Genomic DNA, 18,744 nt, shown 5'->3' with positions numbered 1-18,744 from the left:
CCTTCAGGCGCGAGGGTGCGCGTTGCGATAGACATCCATCAAATGCGCGGCATCGACCGCCGTGTACATCTGTGTCGATGACAGGCTCGCATGGCCGAGCAATTCCTGTAAACTCCGTAAATCCGCCCCGCGCGCGAGCAAATGGGTGGCGAAGCTGTGGCGCAGCGCATGGGGCGTCGTCCGCCCATGCAGGCCTAATCGGTGCCGCGCATGGCGCACCGTGCGGCGCACCACGTCGCTGCCCAGTGCCCCACCACGCACGCCCCGGAACAACGGCAGATCGCGGCCCAAGGGATAGGGGCAGAGGTCGCGATAGGCTTCCAACGCGGTTTTCAACTTCGGCAGGATCGGCACGATCCGGGTTTTGTTGCGCTTGCCGGTGACGCGTACCGATTTGCCAATCGGGAAGATGGCGGGGGTCAGCGACAATGCCTCGCCCACGCGCAGGCCCGCGCCGTATAACAGCAGCAGGATCGCGAGATCGCGGGCGGCGACCCATGGCACATCCTGCGCGTCCGCCACATCCTCCGCGAGCGCAATCGCATCGGCGGGGGCGACCGGGCGCGGGACGCGGCGTTCGACCTTGGGACTTTGCATTTTCGGGAGCGTGAGCGGAACACCGGCAGTATCCGCGACAAAGGCGAGGAACGCGCGCACCGCCGACATTTCACGCGCAGCAGAGGCATTGGCAAGGCCGGATTGGCGGCGTTGGGCAAGAAAGCCGCGCAGATCGCCCGCATCGAGATGGAGGAGCATGGCGCTATCCACCGTCTCGCCGCGATGCTGGGCGAGAAAGCCGATCAACCGCCGCGCGGTGGCGGCATAAGCGCGGACCGTGTGATCGGACCGGCGGCGATTGTGGCGTAGATACTCCTCCCAAGCGGCCGCCAGCGCAAAGGCCGGGTGGGCGCTTGGGAGGAGGTCGGTCATTACAGGATCGACTGGCCCGTCTTGGCCCAATCCGCCAAAAAGCCTTCGATGCCCTTGTCGGTCAGGACATGCTTGCTGAGCTGGCGAATGACGGCGGGCGGCGCGGTCATCACATCGGCGCCGATGCGTGCGGCTTCCAACACATGGATCGGGTGGCGAACGCTGGCGACGAGAATTTCAGTGTCGAAACCATAATTGTCATAGATCAGGCGAATGTCGGAGATGAGCTGCATCCCGTCAAAGCCATTGTCATCATGACGGCCCACGAACGGCGAAATGAAGGTCGCGCCTGCCTTGGCGGCGAGCAGCGCCTGATTGGCCGAGAAGCACAAAGTCACATTGACCATCGCGCCATCATCGGTCAGCGCCTTGCAGGTCTTCAAGCCATCAATCGTCAGCGGCACTTTGATCGCGATATTATCGGCGATGGCGCGCAGTACAGCGGCTTCCTTCATCATCGTGGCGTGATCGAGTGCCACGACTTCCGCCGACACCGGACCATCGACCAGCCCGCAGATTTCCTTGACGACTTCAAGAAATTTGCGGCCCGATTTGTGGATCAGTGACGGGTTGGTGGTCACGCCATCCAGCAGGCCGGTGGCAGCGAGTTCGGCAATGTCGTTGACATCGGCGGTATCAGCGAAAAATTTCATCTCGGTCAGTCCAATTCTGCGGGGCCATAGGTGGCTGGGTAAAAATATGGCCCCTGATCTACCCGATCAGGGGCCGGAAAAAAAGAGCGGTGGTCACGCCACCAGCCTTATTGTGCGATATTAACGGTCGCGCTTGCCCAACAGGCGCAGGCGGAGCGCGTTCAACTTGATGAAGCCCGCCGCATCGCGCTGGTCATAGGCGCCCGCGTCATCTTCAAAGGTCACGACCTTTTCGGAATAGAGGCTGTAAGGCGACTTGCGGCCAACAATGCTGGCCGAACCCTTATACAGCTTCATCCGCACGGTGCCGGTCACTTTTTGCTGGCTGTAATCGACGGCGGCCTGCAACATTTCGCGTTCCGGCGAGAACCAGAAGCCATTGTACAGCAATTCGGCATAACGCGGGGCGAGTTCGTCCTTCAGATGTGCCGCGCCGCGATCAAGCGTGATCTGTTCCACGCCGCGATGCGCCAGATGCAGGATCGTGCCGCCCGGCGTTTCATACATGCCGCGCGATTTCATCCCGACGAAGCGGTTTTCGACCAGATCGAGACGGCCAATGCCATGGACCCGGCCATAATCATTGAGCTTGGCGAGCAAGGTCGCAGGTGACATGCCGACGCCATTGATTGCCACCGCGTCGCCGCGTTCGAAATCAATCGTGATATATTCGGGCTTGTCCGGTGCATCTTCCGGGTTGTTGGTGCGTGAATAGACATAATCCGGCACTTCTTCCCATGGGTCTTCCAACACCTTGCCCTCGGACGAGGTGTGCAGCAGATTCGCGTCGGTCGAAAACGGGCTTTCGCCGCGCTTGTCCTTCGGGACCTGAATCTGGTGCTGTTCAGCCCAGTTGATGAGCGAGGTGCGGCTGGTCAGATCCCATTCGCGCCACGGCGCGATGACCTTGATTTCCGGGTTCAGCGCATAATAGCCGATTTCGAAGCGGACCTGATCATTGCCCTTGCCGGTCGCACCATGGGACACGGCATCCGCGCCGACGAGCTTGGCGATTTCGATCTGGCGCTTGGCAATCAATGGCCGCGCGATCGAGGTGCCGAGCAGATACAGCCCTTCATACAACGCATTGGCGCGCATCATCGGATAGACATAGTCTTTCACGAACTCTTCGCGCACGTCTTCGATGAAGATATGCTCTTCCTTGACGCCGCACTGACGGGCCTTCTGGCGGGCGGGTTCGATTTCCTCGCCCTGGCCGAGATCGGCGGTAAAGGTCACGACCTCGCAATTATAGGTGGTTTGCAGCCATTTGAGGATGACGCTGGTGTCCAGTCCGCCCGAATAGGCGAGGACGACGCGCTTGATCGAATCCGACATGATGGTTGCTCCCTTGTATGACGCGGGCGCATTGCCAATTTTTGCCGCGTTATTCAAGCACCATACAGAATCGCTTGGCTATCTGAAGTTCGAAGAGCAAGTTCAACCTTCCTGTGGCCGGTCGCATTCGTCCATCGGTTCAGCAGATCATGCGGAGATTCGAAGATGAAGAAATTGATGATTGGCGTGGCGGCTGCGGCGCTTTTGGCGATTCCTGTGTTGGCCGCAGAAGCCGGACATGATGGTCATATGGGCGGACCGGGCATGGCGGACATGATGGGCGCAAAGGGGCCGGCGACGCGGGCGGATCTGTTGTTGCGGCTGAAATCCCATTTCACTGCTGCCGATAGCAATAAGGACGGTTTTCTCGTCCAATCGGAGTTGGACGCGGCCAAGGCCAATATGATGGCCGAGCATCAGGCGATGAATAAGGCGCGCATGGACGCGCATTTTGCCGAGCTGGATACGAATAAGGACGGCAATATCTCCCGCGCGGAATTTGATGCCCATCATCAGGGCATGAAGGGCCAGATGGGCGCACATGGCGATGGTCCCAAGGGGCCGATGGATATGAAATCCGACGGACATAAAATGGATGGCAAGATGGGCGGTCATGGCCCAATGGGCGGCATGATGTCGCTGGAAAAGCTGGATGCGAACAAGGACGGCAAGATCAGCTTTGACGAGGCCTCGGCCCATCCGCTCGCGATGTTCGATGCTGCCGACAGCAATAAGGACGGCACGATCAGCCCGGAAGAACGCCGGGCTGCCCGCGCCGCGATGTGGGACAAAATGCGCGCCATGAAGGGCGATGCGGATGTAGCCCCTGCGGCGCATCAGGGCCATTAAGTCGCATTGAATAAGGGCCGGATGGGGGAAGCCGCATCCGGCCTTTTTTGGCTTTACGCCCCTAAATTCTCTGCCATTTCCGCGAGTTCCAGCCAGCGCATTTCCGCCGCATCGCGGTCTGCCCGGGCCTTGTCGATCGCCTTCATCAGCGTATCGAACTTTTTGGGGTCGCGGGTGTAGAGATCGGGGTCGGCCAGCAGCGCCTCATCACGGGCGATGGCCTTTTCAAACGCTTCGATCTGGCCGGGCAGTAAATCGAGATCGCGCTGGTCCTTATAGCTCAGCTTCGCCGCTTTCGGCGGTGGCGGGGCGTTGGGCTTGTCGGCAGCCTTGGGCGCGGATTTCTTGTTGGCCGTGCGGATTTCGTCGCGCTTTTCTTCCCAATCGGCATAGCCGCCCGCGACGACATCGACCTTGCCGCTGCCATCAAGGCCGAGTGTGACCGTGACGGTGCGGTCGAGAAAGTCGCGATCATGGCTGACGATCAGGACCGTGCCTTCATAATCCGCGATCACTTCCTGCAACAGATCGAGTGTTTCCAGATCAAGATCGTTGGTCGGTTCGTCCAGCACCAGCAGATTGGACGCGCGCGCAAATTCGCGGGCGAGCAATAGGCGCGAGCGTTCGCCACCAGACAAGGTGCCGACCCGCGCCTCGGCCAGACCGGGTTCGAACAGGAATTCCTTCAAATAGCCCTGAATATGCTTTTTGACGCCGCGCACTTCGATCCAGTCGCCGCCATCGCACAGCACATCGCGCACCCGCTTTTCGGGCGAGAGCAATTTGCGCTGCTGATCGATGATGACACCATCCAGCGTCTTGGCCAACGCAATACGGCCCGTATCGGGCGGAATTTCGCCGGTGAGCAATTTCAGCAAGGTGGTTTTGCCCGCGCCATTCGATCCGACGATGCCGATGCGGTCGCCGCGCTGGATTCGTAAGGAGAAATCCTTGATGATGACGCGATCGCCATAGGATTTGCAGACATTTTCCGCCGTGATCACCGATTTGGTTTTCACATCATCGGTGGCAATCGCGAGCTTGGCTGTGCCCGCCGCGCCGATCATCGCCTTGCGCGCGGCGCGCATGTCATGGAGCTTGGCCAAACGGCCCTGATTGCGCTTGCGCCGCGCCGTCACGCCGCGCGCGAGCCAATGGAGTTCAAGCTTCAGCTTGGCATCCATTTTTTCCATCGCGCGGGTTTCTTCGGCATAGACCTGTTCCATCCACGCATCGAAACCGCCGAACCCGATCTCGTTGCGGCGCACATTGCCGCGGTCGAGCCACAAGGTCTGACGGGTCAATCGGGTGAGGAACGTGCGGTCATGACTGATCGTGATGAACGCGCCCTTGTACCGGCCCAGCCATGCCTCCAGCCATTCAATCGCCGCGAGGTCGAGATGGTTGGTCGGTTCGTCCAGCAACAGCACATCGGGATTCTGGGCCAATGCGCGGGTCAGCGCGGCGCGGCGGCGTTCGCCGCCCGATGCGGTGGTGGCATCGCGATCAAGGTCGATGCCAAGCTGATCGGCAATCGCCGCCACTTCATGCGCGGGCGGCGCATCATCGCCTTGGGTGGTGAAATCGCGCAAGGTCTTGCACCCGGCAAGCGAGGGTTCCTGTTCCAGCAGCACGACCCTTGTGCCCGGCACGATGATGCGCTTGCCCTCGTCGCAATCGATCTGCCCGGCCAAAAGGCGCAACAATGTGGTCTTGCCCGCGCCATTGCGGCCGATCAGCGCCAGCCGGTCGCGTTCCCCGACATAGATGTCGAGGTTGCGAAATAACCAGCCCGACCCCTGAATCAGGCCAAGGTCTTCATATGCAAGAATGGGCGCAGCCATGGAGTCTTTCGTAACCGATGAGGCGTGGTTTTCCCACGAGGATAGATTTTATTGAGGTGAACCTAAGCCATTCATGGCCTATTCAAACCCCGACCCCTATGCCAATAGCCATGATGACGATGAATGCAATGATCAAGCGAATCATGATGGGACTGGCGCTGGCCGTGTCTTGTGCAGTGGGGGTTCCCGCCGCAACGGCCTATGCATGGCAGCGCGGGGATCAGCCTGATGTGCTCGCACCCGGGCATCGCCATGGGCCATTGCCGCTACCTGTCATTGAACGCCGTGTCCGTCCGCAAATGGGCGGGGCCTCCTATCTTGGTCCAGAATTCGATAGCGATTCCGGTAATTATCGGCTTAAATTCATGCAGCAAGGCTCGGTCATCTGGGTGGATGTCGACGGTCGTTCCGGCAACATCATTCGCAAGTCCGGCAGATAATGTCGGCAGCAAATAAGGGAAATTTATGCGCGTCCTGATCGTCGAGGATGAACCCAATCTGGGCCGCCAGTTAAAGTCCACGCTGGAAGGCGCTGGCTATGCCATCGACCTTGCCACCGATGGCGAGGACGGCCATTTCCTTGGCGCGACCGAAAATTACGATGCGGTCGTGCTCGACCTCGGCCTGCCCGAGGTGGATGGGCTGACCGTGCTGGATCGCTGGCGCAAGGAAGGCCGGCAGACGCCGGTGCTGGTGCTGACGGCGCGCGATAGCTGGTCGGATAAGGTCGCAGGGCTTGATGCCGGGGCCGATGATTATCTCGCCAAGCCATTCCAGACGGAAGAGCTGATTGCCCGGTTGCGCGCGCTGATCCGTCGCGCCTCGGGCAATGCCAGTTCCGAATTGATCGCGGGCGATGTCCGGCTCGATACGCGTTCGGGGCGGGTGTCGTTAAAGGGCGAGCCGGTCAAGCTGACCGCGCAGGAATATAAATTGCTCAGTTATTTGATGCACCATAAGGGCAAGATGGTATCGCGCACCGAATTGATCGAACATATTTACGATCAGGATTTCGACCGCGACAGCAACACTATCGAAGTGTTCGTCACCCGTATCCGCAAGAAATTGGGCCAGGATGTGATCGCCACCATTCGTGGGCTGGGCTACAGCCTTGTCGATCAACCCACCGCCTGAACCGGACACCGTTGAGGCGCGCACCACCGGGTCATTGACCCGGCGGATGCTGAGCATTGCGACGGTCTGGATATTGCTGCTGCTATTGGGTGGCGGGGTCGCGCTGGACCGGGTGTTGAGTGATGCGGTCACCCGCAATTTCGATGGCCAGCTTGAATATGTGCTGACCGCGATGATCGCCTCATCGGAAATCGGCCCCGATACCGAGGTGCGCTTCAATCGCCCCTTGGGTGATCAGCGTTTTCTCGAACCCTATTCCGGCCTCTATTGGCAGGTGGCGGGCAAGGGTCATGAGCCGTTTCGTTCGCGCTCCTTATGGGATCGCGGGTTGCAACCGGGCAATGAACAGGCCGATACCAACGCGCCGTTCATCTATGACAGCAGCGAATTTCCGGATGATTCATTGCGGGTGATGGAACGTGATGTGATGTTGCCGGGGTCGAATGTCACCTGGCGCTTTCAGGTCGCGCAAAGCCGGGCGGGGCTGGATGAACAGATCCGGATGCTGCGCTCGACGCTGATCAAGTCCTTTGCCATTCTGGGCCTTGGCCTGATCCTGTTGTCCTCCATGCAGGCGTTTTTCGGGCTATGGCCGCTGCGCCGGGTGCGCCGCGCGATTGCACAGGTGCGCGATGGCAGCGCGGCGCGGGTCAATGCGGTCTTGCCGACCGAAATCGCGCCGATGGTGCAGGAATTGAATGAACTGCTCGCGCATAATGAACGGCAGGCGGAAGAGGCGCGGCGTCATGCCGGGAATCTTGCCCATGCGCTCAAGACCCCGCTGACCGTCATCATGAACGAGGCCACGGCGCAAAGCCCGGATCTTGCCGCCACAGTCATTCGCGAGGCGACGACAATGCGCCGACAGGTCGATCACCACCTCGCCCGCGCGCGCGCCATCGGGCGGCGCGGCACCAGCCAGGCGCGCACCGAAATCTGGCCGTCATTGCAGGCGGTCGAACGCGCGGTGTCGCGGATGCATCGCCATGTCACCATCGATGTGGCGGGCGAAAAAACGCTCGCGGTGCGGGTTGAGCGGCAGGACCTTGATGAAATTCTCGGCAATCTGATCGAAAACGCGGCCAAATATGGCGGCAGCCGGGTGTTCGTGACGGTTGGCCCGGTCGGCGATAATGTCGAAATCCTGATCGAGGACGATGGCCGGGGCATCCCCGCCAAGCAGCGCGGCCAGTTGTTCACCCGTGGGGTGCGGCTGGATACCAGCAAGCCCGGCACGGGCCTCGGCCTCGCGATTGTGCGCGATGTGGTTGAGATTTACGGCGGGACGATCGCGCTGGAAGAAAGCGAAGATCTTGGCGGCTTGCAGGTCCGTCTCCATCTGCCCAAAGCGGTCTGATCCTTAAGCCGCGCGATCCTTGAATGATCCGCGTGCGCCGGTGAGCAGCTCCAGCGCCTTGTCCTGCGTCATCGGTCGCCCGAACAAAAAGCCCTGTATCTGGTGACAGCCAAGCGACCTCATCCGCAACAGATCTTCCTTGGTCTCGACGCATTCGGCGGTGACGCTCATCCGGAATGCCTCTGCCAGCGATACCATCGCCTTGATGATCGCGGTCGATTCCCCATTGGTGGCGGATTCACGGACAAAGCTGCCGTCGATCTTCAATTTGTGGAACACCGCCTTGTTGAGATAACCAAGCGACGAATAGCCAGTGCCAAAGTCATCGAGCGCGATGCTCAACCCTATGTCGCGCAACCGCTTGAGCACGCCGATCGAATAATCGGAATCGCCAAGGAAGATCGATTCGGTCACTTCCAGTTCCAGCCGATTGGCGGGCAGGCGGGAGCGGCGCAAGGCTTCGGCGACGGCATTGGGCAGGCCGGGGTGCAGCAACTGGACCGGCGAAACATTGACAGCAACGGTAATATGACCCGGCCATTGCGCGGCGTCGATACAGGCCGTCTTCAATACCCATTCGCCCAATTGGACGATCATCCCGCTTTCCTCCGCAATCGGGATGAAGGTGACTGGCGAAATGAAGCCGCGGGTCGGATGCTGCCAGCGCAACAAGGCCTCGAAACCGGTGACGACATGGGTCTCGCTGTTCACCTGTGGTTGATAAGCGATATAGAATTGGTTGGTGCCAATGGCGGCGCGCATCTCGTTTTCGAGCGAGATACGGTCTTCGGCTGCGACCTGCATGTTCGGTTCGAATGCGCGATAATTGCCGCGGCCTTGCGCCTTGGCGCTGTAGAGGGCAAAATCGGCCTTGCGGATCAACTCATCGACATTATCGGCATCGAGCGGGCCATAAGCCGCGCCTGCGCTGATACCGATGCGGATGTTGAGGTCGTCAATCACATAGGGTTCGCTGATGGCGGCGATGACCCGTGCGGCGAGCTGTTCAATGCTTTTGGGGCTGCGAGCATCCTGAACGACGATGGCGAATTCATCGCCGCCGATCCGTCCGACCGTGCCTTGCTGGCCCGCCTGTACGCGCAGGCGTTCGGCGACAATCCGCAGCACGACATCGCCCCGCGCATGGCCATAGGTGTCGTTAACCGGCTTGAAGCCATCGAGGTCGAGGAACACCAACGCGCATGGCGTCGATGTCGCTGCCGAATGTTGCAGCGCCTCACCCAATAATTCACGCACGCGCTGGCGATTGGGCAGGGCGGTCAATGTGTCGAGATTGGCGAGATGCTGGAGCTTGTGCTGGGCGATCTTGCTATCGGTAATATCGACGCCAACGCCGCGAAAACCTTTGAAGCTTGGGCTTTTGTCCCAGATGGCGGAACCGGACATGGCAAACCAGCGGATGCCGTTTTGTGTGTGCAGCTGCAATTCCACGCCCATAAAATCGCGGCGCGCAGCCAGCCTGTCGGCGAGCGTTGCATGGCCACGGAATACGCCCGGCAGGGTCTGGCCAATCAGTGATTTGCTCGACCGATTCAGCAATTGCCCAAGCTGGGACGAGGCGAAGGTGATTTCATTATTGGCATTGGTTTGCCACAGCCAGCTGCCGCCGCGCTCTTCATATTCGCGCAACAGATTATGGGCAGCCGTCCCTTTTTCACTCGCAATCGCAAGCTGGTTGACGTTGGATTGCAAGACCTGACCAAGGATGGCGACGCCCGCACTCGCAAAACAGGGGACCAATGCAAACAGGCACAGGATCGTGGTCGGCAGATCGATCGGCCCACGCAACAGGCCGCCGATCAGGCCAAGGGTGATGATGACGATCCAGCTATTGCCGATGATGGGCATGGCCGCGAGCGACAGTGCCGCGCAGATCATCACCGCGCCCACCAGCATCAACGTGATCTGGTCGATGTTGTTCAGGGCGGCGATGGTATAAGCGGGGGCGGAAATCCACAACAGGGCGCGACCGATATTATCGGCGATCAGCTTGATCGCCAGACCCTTGGTCGCGACATCCGTATCGAGGCCAATGGCCAATTGGCTGACCCAGCGCGAAGAACGCAGATTGGCGGCGATCAAGACGCCAAGCCATGCGAACAGCAGGATGGGCGGCATCGCGGCATAGATGCACCAGCTGATGATGAACGCGCCGATAATCGACGTGCTGGCATAAAGCGGCATAAACCGCGTCAGCGCCTCGATCTGATGCAGCCGGTTCTCATTCTCCATTTTGAGGCCGTTGCGGGCCTCAAGAGGGAGGATGAAGCCATCGGCATCATTGACGGCCGTATCCGGCTTCGCTGTTTGTGTCTTCGTGTCGCGCGCCATATCTGCCGAGGACTCCGTTGGAGTGAAGTCTCGTTTCTACGCCGACGATGTTTGAAGAAGAGTAAACATGCCTAAAATCTCTAGCGCCGATGCCGTATTGTTGGGCATCGGCGCTGAAAACGGCGGTAATCAGTCGCGTTCAATGCACATGGCAATGCCCATGCCGCCGCCGATGCACAAGGTCACAAGGCCTTTCTTCGCGTCACGCCGCGCCATTTCATAGAGTAACGTGGTTAATACGCGCGCGCCGGATGCGCCGATCGGATGACCGATGGCGATGGCGCCGCCATTGACGTTGACCTTGGCATCATCGAATCCGAGCTCGCGGGCCACCGCAATGGCCTGTGCGGCAAAGGCTTCGTTCGCTTCGATCAGGTCGAGATCGGCGACCGTCCAGCCCGCCTTGGCCAGCGCCTTGCGGACGGCCGGGATCGGGCCAAGGCCGAATTTCGTCGGCTCAACGCCCGATGTGGCCCAACTGCGGATATGGCCCATCACTTTTGCGCCACGTGCAGCGGCATCTTCGGCAGACATCAGCACGACGACGGCAGCACCGTCATTGATGCCGGATGAATTGGCGGCGGTGATCGTGCCTTCCTTGTTGAACGCAGGCCGCAGCCCCGCCAAGGATTCCAGCGTCGCGCCGTCGCGGATATATTCATCGGTGTCGACGATCACGTCGCCCTTGCGGCCCTTGATCGTGACGGGCACGATTTCGTCCTTGAAGCGACCGGCATTGCGGGCGGCTTCGGCGCGGTTCTGGGACTGGACTGCAAAGCGGTCCTGATCTTCGCGGGTGATCTGGAGTTCGCCTGCGGTCTTGTCCATGTGCACGCCCATATGCGCACCATCAAAGGCATCGGACAGGCCGTCGCGCAACATCGTGTCGACAAAGGCCACATTGCCCATTTTCGACCCATTACGCAGCATCTGGGCATGGGGGGCGTTGGACATGCTTTCCTGCCCGCCCGCGACGATGACCTTCGCATCGCCCGCCTGAATGGCCTGTGCGCCGAGCGCGACCGCGCGCAAGCCCGAACCGCAGATCTGATTGATCGTCAGCGCCGTTGCCTGCACCGGAATGCCCGCGCCAATTGCCGCCTGACGCGCCGGGCCTTGGCCGAGATTGCCGGTCAGCACATTGCCGAGGATGACTTCATCGACTTCTTCCGGCGCGACTCCGCCTTGTTCAAGGGCTGCCGCGATGACGAGCTTGCCGAGTTCATGGGATTGCAGCGGAGCAAGGCCGCCCAGAAAGCTGCCAACAGCAGTCCGCTTGGCAGCGGTAATCACGACACCGGTCATTGATAGATCCTCTTGCTATAAATTGCTGGGCTATGGTTATCAGTTTTTGTGCATTTGCGAAATATTTTGCTGTGGAGGCGTGTGATTTTTCGCCAGCCATCGGGCTAAAGGATTCCACAGAATGGATTTTGCGCGACTGCCGATAATCATCCCGACATGACCAAGTGCAATATCCCGGCGTGTGCCGAAATCGGGGGCGCTGGCGTGTGGTACGATGCGATCCTGGGTCGACACGATGTGCAGCATTGGACAGGTGATCTTGTGCGGGTCGATCAATTGCCCGCCTATGTGCCAGTAGCCCTGGCCCGGATCATCGCAGGCGAACAGATTTTCGAACAATTGTGTCGCCGCGGGGCTGGATAAAGGTGCGCCGCCATTGGCCCAATCCTCGACCTTGACGAATAATTTGTGCGCGGGACTGTCTTCCTCAAATTGGGAAAAGCGTTCGAACTTGGCGATGGTCGCGGTGCGGTCGATGGACCAAAAGCCTTGTTGCATCACCTCCATCGGCATCACGCCCCATTGCGAGATCGCCTGTTGCCCCTGCGACCAGACACCTGCTGCCTCTTGGCGGAAGGACTCCGGATAACGGGAAAAATGCCAAGGTGCGGCAAGCGTCACCAATGCGTGGATCGGGAGGTGTGTGGCGGCAGCGATTGCGATTGTGCCGCCAAGGCAATAGCCGATCAGGATCGGCGGCACCGGCAGGCTGGCCAATAAAGGCAACAGTCGGTCGGTGATCAGCCTATCGATGGAGAGCTGCTCTGTTTCCGCTAAGGGCGATCCCCAATCGACCAGATAGGTCGGATGGCCGCGCCCGGCGAGAAAGCGCGCAAGGCTGTGTTCGCGCCCCAAATCGAGAATGTCATGCGCGTTGATGATCGAGGGGATCAAGACGACCGGTGGCCGAACGGGCCAGTTCTTGGGTCGCTTTCGCAAAGGTGGGATGTGCCATAATTTCGCATCCATTTGCTGCGCAGCAATGCTGCGATGCGACGTGGGTTCTGTTTCCCGTGCGGCCTGTTGATAACGGCGCAATCCTTCCAGCACGCGGGTCTGTTTATCAGGCGATCCAGCGGTTTCCGCGCGTACCATTTCAAGGAACAGCGGCAAGGGGCGAGGCCCCGGCGCGGCTATTTGTTGCGGTGCGGAATAATTTGATGCTATGAGGGGTGACAATTTAGAGGAAGGTTGTTGCATGTCAGGAACGCCCAATAGCGACGATGTGGTGGTTATCAAGAAATACGCCAATCGCCGACTTTATAATACTGAATCCTCAACCTATATCACGCTCGACAATCTTGCGCACATGACACGAGAAGGTCGCCATTTCAAAGTGGTAGACGCCAAAAGTGGCGATGACATCACGCACAATGTGTTGACGCAGATCATCATGGACGAAGAAGCCCGTGGCGCCAACATGCTGCCGGTCAATTTCTTGCGCCAATTGATCTCGATGTATGGTGATTCGATGCAGTCGCTCGTGCCGCAATATCTGGAATCGTCGATGGATGCGTTCCGCCGCAATCAGGAGCAATTCCGTTCGGCGATGGAGGGCGCATTCGGCACCGGCCCGTTCGCTGAACTCGCCCGCCAGAACATGGCGTTCTTCGATGCCGCCACCACTGCCTTTCGTGCGGCGGGTGGCACGGTCGGTGGCGTAGAGGCCAAGCCTGAGCCGGCCTCTAAAGCAAGCGCCAAGGCGGAACAGGATGATCTTGAAGCGCTGAAGGCGCAGATCGCATCATTGCAGAACAAGATCGACAAGATCGACAAATAAGCAGCACATAAAGGCCCGTTGACGCAGTGCGCGGCGGGCCTTTTGCGGCGCTAGTTGGACGTTGCCGCCGCCGCTTCGTGCCGCTTGGATTCCATCGGGCGGACCAGCAGCTTATCAATCCGGCGACCATCCATATCGGCGATGGTAATCCGCCAGCCCTGATGATCGAACCGCTCACCGGTTTTCGGCAAATGGCGCAATATATCCAGCACAAAACCAGCCGCCGTCGCATAATCGCGATCTTCCGGCAGTTCAAAGCCGAGTCTGTCGGCCATGGCATCCGCCGCCATTGATCCGGAAATCAGATATTGCCCATCGTCCAGTACGCTGATCGCGGGATCAAGGCCAAGATCGGCATCAGAGGCAAAGCTGCCTGCAATCGCGATCAACAGATCGGCGGGGGTGATCAGCCCTTCGAAATGGCCATATTCATCATGGACCAGCAGCATCGGCACTTCGGCCTGACGCAGGGCATCAAGCGCGTCCATCGCATCGATCTGATCGGGGATGACCAACGTCTTGCGCAGCATCTCGCGCAGGTCGATGGTTTTGCCGGTTAGGCTCGCCAGCAACAGATCACGCGACTGGACGATGCCGATGATATTATCGACCGACCCGTCCGCGACCGGAATACGGCTGTGCGGAATATTGCCCAGCGCCTCGATCAACTGTTCCGGCGTCGCATCGATCGGCAGCCAGTCCACCTCGGTGCGCGGGGTCATCACCTCGCGCGCGGGGCGGTCGGCCAGACGCACAACCCCGGAAATGATCGCGCGTTCGCTTTCCTCGATCACGCCTGATTTGCTGGCCTCGGCCACAACGAGATGGAGTTCCTCGGCGGTGACCTTGTTCTCCGACTCCCGTTCCAGCCGCAGTAGCGTGAAAATGAGCGCGCTGCTCTTGTCGAGCAGCCAGACCAAGGGCGCGGTCAGACGGGACAGCCACAGCATCGGCACGGCCATGATGCAGGCCAGCGGTTCCGGCGCGCGCAGCGCGAATTGCTTTGGCACCAGTTCGCCGATCACCAGCGAGGCATAGGTTGTGGCCCCGATCACGATGATAAAGCCCAATGTTTCGGCCAGTTCCGGCTCAAACCCAAGATAGGCGAGCCTTAAGGCTGTGGGGTGGCCAAGGCTTGCGCCGGAAAATGCGCCCGCGATAATGCCGATGAGCGTGATTCCGATTTGCACGGTTGATAGGAAGCGTCCCGGATCGGCACCCAGCAACAAAGCCGTCTGCGCGCCGGGTTCACCCCGTGCGGCAAGCGCCTCCAATCGTTGTCTGCGGGCAGATACGATGGCTAGCTCCGACATGGCGAACACCCCGTTGAGCGCAATCAGCGCCAGGATGATCGCGAGATCGAGCCAGGGAAAGGGGGCGAGGGGGATGTCCATATCGGTCAGAAGCGGCAGAATAGTCGGAAATCTTAGTTCCGACAAGGCCGCAGTTGATCCGCCGCCGATGATGGCGCGCTCTAAACCCCTGCGGGCATGTCAATCGGGCCAATCCAGTCGCGATAGCGCGACAATGCGTAACGGTCGGTCATGCCCGCCATGAAGTCGCAGATGTGGCGGGTGCGCGCCGGTTCGCTTGTGGGCAATGTTGCGACCCATTCGGAGGGCATGCGTTCCGGATGGGCAAGATAGGCGCGAAATAGTTCATCCAGCGCCCCGGCGGCACGTTCAGAGACGGCCATCACGTCTTTGTGGCGATACAGGCGCTGGTACAGGAATGATTTGAGGCTGCGTTCTGCCTTGGCCATTTCATCCGAGAAGCCGGCCAGCATCCGTCCCGCCGCGCGGACTTCATCGGCGGATGTGACACCGGCATCGGTCACTTGTTGAATGGTTGTTTCGATCAGGTCGTTGACCATCAGGCCGATCTGGTCGCGCACCAGTTCTGCAATCAGCCGGTCGCGGCCAAGATCGGGCAGACGTTGGCGGATACGGGCGAGGTTGGCGGCGACAAAAGGCACCTCCGCCAATTCTTCCAAGCTAATCAGCCCTGCGCGCAGCCCATCGTCCATATCGTGATTGTCATAGGCGATGTCATCGGCCAGCGCGGCGATCTGTGCCTCCAGCGATGGCCATTGCCCCAGTTCAAGCGGAAATGCCGCATCAATCGCGGCCAGCGCCCAATTGGGACTGCGGACCGGGCCATTATGCTTGGCCAGCCCCTCCAGCATTTCCCAACTGAGATTAAGCCCGTCAAAGCCCGGATAGGGCGATTCCAACTGCGCCAATATGTGCAGGCAATGGGCGTTATGATCGAAACCGCCTGCATTGGCCATGATGCGGTGCATCACGTCTTCGCCCGCATGGCCGAATGGCGGATGGCCAATATCATGGGCAAGGCACAAGGCCTCGGTCAAATCCTCATTCAACCCCAGCGCGCGGGCGACGGTACGGCCAATTTGCGCGACCTCCAGACTATGGGTCAGACGGACGCGGAAATGATCGCCATCAGGCGCGATAAATACCTGCGTCTTGTGCCGCAGTCGACGAAAGGCAACGCTGTGGATGATCCGGTCGCGGTCGCGCTGGAATACTGTGCGCGGCCCGCGATTGCCGCAGGAGTCCTCAGGGAAGCGCCGCCCCCGGCTGTGATGGGGGTCGCAGGCAAGGCTCGCCAGAATGCCGTGGTTCATTTGAGGGGAAGCTGTTCGACCGGCACGCCAGCGCGGCTGGTGAACTGGATGGCGGATACGCCCTTGCCAGCCAGCTTGTTCACAAAGGCCTGCGCCTCATCTTCCGACGAGAACGGGCCGATCAATAGCCGGTTGGACCCGCGCCACGGCGAGGTCCATGTGGATTTGCTGCCGACCAATGCAGAGGCCTTGTCCTTGATTTTCGCATAGACCTTGCCGAGATCGGCCTTGTTCGGTCCGCTCGCGACCTGTGCCCAATAGCGTTCGGTATCGGATTTACCCTTGCCGTCTTTGGATTTGGCATCCTTGTCCTTGGCTTTATCCTTGGCATTTTTGGCATCGGCTTCGCGCAGCGCCTTCGGGTCCTCGCAAATTTGGGCTTTGCTGCCCTTTTTCGCTTTGGGGTCCGGCTTGCACACAGGCTTGGGCGTATCGCAAATGAGCGCGGTCTTGCTGCCTTTCTTGGCCTTGGGATCGGGCTTGCAATCCGCCTTGGCCAATTCGCTATTTTTGCTGTCCTTGGCGTCCTTGGTGTCACAGCCCTTCTTGGCGGGCGCACCCTTTTTGGCCTTGGGGTCCTTGGTGCAGTCGAGCTTGTTCTTGTCCGCCAATTTGTCCGGCGATTTGTCGGTAGCCTTATCCGCGTTCTTGTCTGTCAGCTTATCAGACGGTTTTTTGTCCGCGACCGGCTTGGTGGTCGCGACAGCCGCCGTCATGGCCGGGGCCGGGCGCGGTGGTTGGGCAAGTTGCTTGGGCAGGCGTTCGCTGGCCAGAGCGGCAACGACCGCGCTGGTTTCGACCGGTTTTTCTTCATCCGTGCCTAGGTCTGGCAAGGCGATTTGCAGGCGGTCGGTTGCGCTGGCCGATGTCGAGACCGGGGCGGGCTTCGGCACAGGAATCGTCGCCGGAGTCGGTGCTGCCTTGGTCCATAAAGTCGATCCGTCCGGGGACGGCCCGGCGATGGACGCCCGGCCCGTTGTCGCGGGTGCCGCTGGTGTGGCGGGCGCGGCCAATATGGACGATGGGGGTGTCGCCGGGGCTGCAATAGGCGCAGCGGCGGTATTCTGGGCGGCAACGATATTGCTGAACTGGCTATTATTGGCCGGGCTGGCTGGTGTCGCACTGGGCGCAGGTGGTGATGCGCTGGGCAATAAGGGCGACATAGTTGCTGGCGCGACGGGCGCGGCGGCGGCAAGCCTTGCAGTCTCAGCGGCGCTGGCCTTCGCGGCCTCGGCAGCGGCGAGTTGCGTGAGGCGATCTTGTTCGGCCTTGCGGGCGAGCGCTTCGGCTTCCGCCTTCGCTCTTGCTTGCGCTTCGGCTTCCGCCTTCGCTTTGGCCTTTGCCTCTGCTTCCGCCTTGGCCCGCGCCCTTGCTTCTACCTGTGCTTTCACACGGGCGGCTTCCACCGCCATAGCCCGGGTACGGGCGGCGACCGAGGCCTGAAATTCCTGCCGCATGCGTTCATCTGCGGCGTTCGCCGTTGTGGCGGCGCTGGCGGTGGCCGTGTTGCCTTCCTCGATCATCGCGATGGTTTCCGCAGAGGCGGCGTTGCCGGTGTCGGGGAAGACGCCGAAATGCACGGCCCGCATCCGTTCGGTCGGGGACAATGTCGCCATCCGACCCAGATAGGGGGTGAGGACATTGACCTGCGACGGCGGGAGAATCAGCGCAGCCGATTGCTGCGCACCACGCGCATCGCCGCTCATCGCCATGATGAAGGCGCGATCACGCCACGCCGCGCGGTCCTGTTTGCGCAGCAGTGGATCGAGCGTGTCGAGCGCGAGCGCCATCTTGCCTGCTACCCCTTGCGAAATGGCAAGGCGGCGGACGATTTCACTATCCGGCCCGTTTTTGAGCGCGAGCGCATATTCCTTTTGCGCGCGCACCGGGTCGCCCATCAGATCATAGGCAAGTCCCCTGTCGCCCGCGATGTCGGCATCGCGGACGCCATAGCGCAAGGCCTCATCAAATAACGGCATGGCATCGCGTGGCCGGTCCATCATCACCAATGCGGCGGCGAGCGCGGCCTTGGTCGGGCCGGAACGAGGGTCGATTTCATCGGCGCGGGCGAGAAAGCCGATCGCGGCCTCGGCATCGCCAACCTTGAGTGCAGCACGTCCTGCACCCACCAGCGCGCGGATATTGCGGGGGTTGGAGGCCAGCACCCGAATATAAGAGGTCAGCGCCTCGGTCGGGTCGCCCCGGCTTTCGGCCTGCCGCGCGCTCTGGAATGGATCGACGGGCGCGGGCGCGGGCGCGGGGACGGACGTAGATTCGAGAGGGTCCTCGGACTCGCGGGTGTTCGATACAGGGACCGGGGAATAAGGGACGGGCGGCTTGAGCAAGGAGGCGGGCGAGGATTTGGCGTCATTCGAAGGCGCGGCAACGGCCTTGCTCTTCTCCTGCCCAGACTTCTCCTGCCTGTCGGACTTTGCGGCATGACTGACAACGGGAGCCAGCAGCAATGCCAGCCCGCTCGTCATCATATTGAGATAGCGTAATTTGGACGACCCGAAATTCATGAAAACCTAAGTGATGCATTTGCCGCCAAATGC

At 60.3% G+C, this 18,744-nt stretch carries 16 protein-coding genes; 6 read left to right on the top strand and 10 right to left on the bottom strand.

Annotated features, from left to right (window positions below; translation table 11 throughout):
* Positions 1 to 3 precede the first annotated feature (3 nt).
* The 3 genes from K6117_RS12775 to K6117_RS12765 all read right to left on the bottom strand — a co-directional run bounded on the left by K6117_RS12775 (position 4) and on the right by K6117_RS12765 (position 2,921).
* A complete protein-coding gene (locus K6117_RS12775) occupies positions 4 to 930 on the bottom strand; it encodes a tyrosine recombinase XerC (protein ID WP_221795817.1) in 927 nt (308 codons plus the stop codon).
* The gene (gene fsa, locus K6117_RS12770; protein ID WP_221795813.1) at positions 930 to 1,583 is read right to left on the bottom strand and encodes a fructose-6-phosphate aldolase; all 654 of its coding nucleotides are present in this window, start codon (positions 1,581 to 1,583) and stop codon (positions 930 to 932) included. The genes K6117_RS12775 and fsa overlap by 1 nt, the downstream gene beginning before the upstream one ends.
* A 120-nt stretch (positions 1,584 to 1,703) precedes the next feature.
* Positions 1,704 to 2,921 (bottom strand): argininosuccinate synthase, encoded by a 1,218-nt coding sequence (locus K6117_RS12765; RefSeq protein WP_221795809.1) that lies wholly within the window; start codon positions 2,919 to 2,921, stop codon positions 1,704 to 1,706.
* On the opposite strand from K6117_RS12765, the gene K6117_RS12760 reads away from it, so the two are divergent.
* Together K6117_RS12760 and K6117_RS12755 are read left to right on the top strand one after the other, a co-directional pair.
* On the top strand, positions 2,905 to 3,090 hold the full coding sequence (locus tag K6117_RS12760; protein ID WP_221795805.1) for a hypothetical protein: 186 nt from the start codon (positions 2,905 to 2,907) through the stop codon (positions 3,088 to 3,090). The two genes, K6117_RS12765 and K6117_RS12760, sit on opposite strands and share 17 nt — an antisense overlap.
* Positions 3,087 to 3,770 (top strand): EF-hand domain-containing protein, encoded by a 684-nt coding sequence (locus K6117_RS12755; protein WP_221795801.1) that lies wholly within the window; start codon positions 3,087 to 3,089, stop codon positions 3,768 to 3,770. Before K6117_RS12760 ends, K6117_RS12755 begins: the two co-directional genes overlap by 4 nt.
* 53 nt (positions 3,771 to 3,823) lie before the next feature.
* Here K6117_RS12755 and K6117_RS12750 read toward each other — a convergent pair whose 3' ends face one another.
* Entirely contained in the window at positions 3,824 to 5,614 is a 1,791-nt protein-coding gene (locus tag K6117_RS12750) for an ABC-F family ATP-binding cassette domain-containing protein (RefSeq protein WP_221795797.1), read from the bottom strand.
* A 110-nt stretch (positions 5,615 to 5,724) separates the two neighbouring features.
* Here K6117_RS12750 and K6117_RS12745 point away from each other — a divergent pair, with 110 nt between their 5' ends.
* Genes K6117_RS12745 through K6117_RS12735 form a run of 3 tightly spaced genes read left to right on the top strand, consistent with a single transcriptional unit; the run spans position 5,725 to position 8,105 of the window.
* Complete coding sequence (locus tag K6117_RS12745; protein ID WP_246605088.1) at positions 5,725 to 6,054, top strand: hypothetical protein; 330 nt, start codon at positions 5,725 to 5,727, stop codon at positions 6,052 to 6,054.
* 25 nt (positions 6,055 to 6,079) lie between these two features.
* A complete protein-coding gene (locus K6117_RS12740; protein ID WP_221795794.1) occupies positions 6,080 to 6,748 on the top strand; it encodes a response regulator transcription factor in 669 nt (222 codons plus the stop codon).
* Between the two features lie 46 nt (positions 6,749 to 6,794).
* Positions 6,795 to 8,105 (top strand): sensor histidine kinase, encoded by a 1,311-nt coding sequence (locus K6117_RS12735; RefSeq protein WP_221796118.1) that lies wholly within the window; start codon positions 6,795 to 6,797, stop codon positions 8,103 to 8,105.
* 3 nt (positions 8,106 to 8,108) lie between these two features.
* Here the strand turns inward: K6117_RS12735 and K6117_RS12730 are convergent, their stop codons facing one another.
* From K6117_RS12730 to K6117_RS12720, 3 genes are all read right to left on the bottom strand, one after another.
* A complete protein-coding gene (locus K6117_RS12730; protein WP_221795791.1) occupies positions 8,109 to 10,457 on the bottom strand; it encodes a putative bifunctional diguanylate cyclase/phosphodiesterase in 2,349 nt (782 codons plus the stop codon).
* A 129-nt stretch (positions 10,458 to 10,586) separates the two neighbouring features.
* The gene (locus tag K6117_RS12725; protein WP_221795788.1) at positions 10,587 to 11,762 is read right to left on the bottom strand and encodes an acetyl-CoA C-acetyltransferase; all 1,176 of its coding nucleotides are present in this window, start codon (positions 11,760 to 11,762) and stop codon (positions 10,587 to 10,589) included.
* A 39-nt stretch (positions 11,763 to 11,801) separates the two neighbouring features.
* Positions 11,802 to 12,857 (bottom strand): alpha/beta fold hydrolase, encoded by a 1,056-nt coding sequence (locus K6117_RS12720; RefSeq protein ID WP_221795785.1) that lies wholly within the window; start codon positions 12,855 to 12,857, stop codon positions 11,802 to 11,804.
* Positions 12,858 to 12,960: 103 nt separating this feature from the next.
* Between K6117_RS12720 and phaR the strand changes: the two genes are divergently transcribed.
* On the top strand, positions 12,961 to 13,542 hold the full coding sequence (gene phaR, locus K6117_RS12715; protein ID WP_221795781.1) for a polyhydroxyalkanoate synthesis repressor PhaR: 582 nt from the start codon (positions 12,961 to 12,963) through the stop codon (positions 13,540 to 13,542).
* 50 nt (positions 13,543 to 13,592) lie between these two features.
* Here phaR and K6117_RS12710 read toward each other — a convergent pair whose 3' ends face one another.
* From K6117_RS12710 to K6117_RS12700, 3 genes are all read right to left on the bottom strand, one after another.
* Positions 13,593 to 14,936, bottom strand: coding sequence for a hemolysin family protein (locus K6117_RS12710; RefSeq protein ID WP_221795778.1), 1,344 nt, complete (start codon positions 14,934 to 14,936; stop codon positions 13,593 to 13,595).
* Between the two features lie 80 nt (positions 14,937 to 15,016).
* Positions 15,017 to 16,189 (bottom strand): deoxyguanosinetriphosphate triphosphohydrolase, encoded by a 1,173-nt coding sequence (locus K6117_RS12705; protein WP_221795775.1) that lies wholly within the window; start codon positions 16,187 to 16,189, stop codon positions 15,017 to 15,019.
* Positions 16,186 to 18,711 carry an SPOR domain-containing protein gene (locus K6117_RS12700; protein ID WP_221795773.1) on the bottom strand — a complete coding sequence of 842 codons (2,526 nt, stop codon included), beginning with the start codon at positions 18,709 to 18,711 and terminating at the stop codon, positions 16,186 to 16,188. Before K6117_RS12700 ends, K6117_RS12705 begins: the two co-directional genes overlap by 4 nt.
* Positions 18,712 to 18,744 lie beyond the last annotated feature (33 nt).

Origin of the sequence: Alteraquisediminimonas sediminicola, assembly GCF_019740335.1 — a bacterium.
In the GTDB taxonomy this organism is placed as follows: Bacteria; Pseudomonadota; Alphaproteobacteria; order Sphingomonadales; family Sphingomonadaceae; genus Alteraquisediminimonas; species Alteraquisediminimonas sediminicola.
The sequence above is the reverse complement of the archived record's forward strand: the minus strand, read 5'-3'. Positions and strand labels throughout refer to the sequence as shown.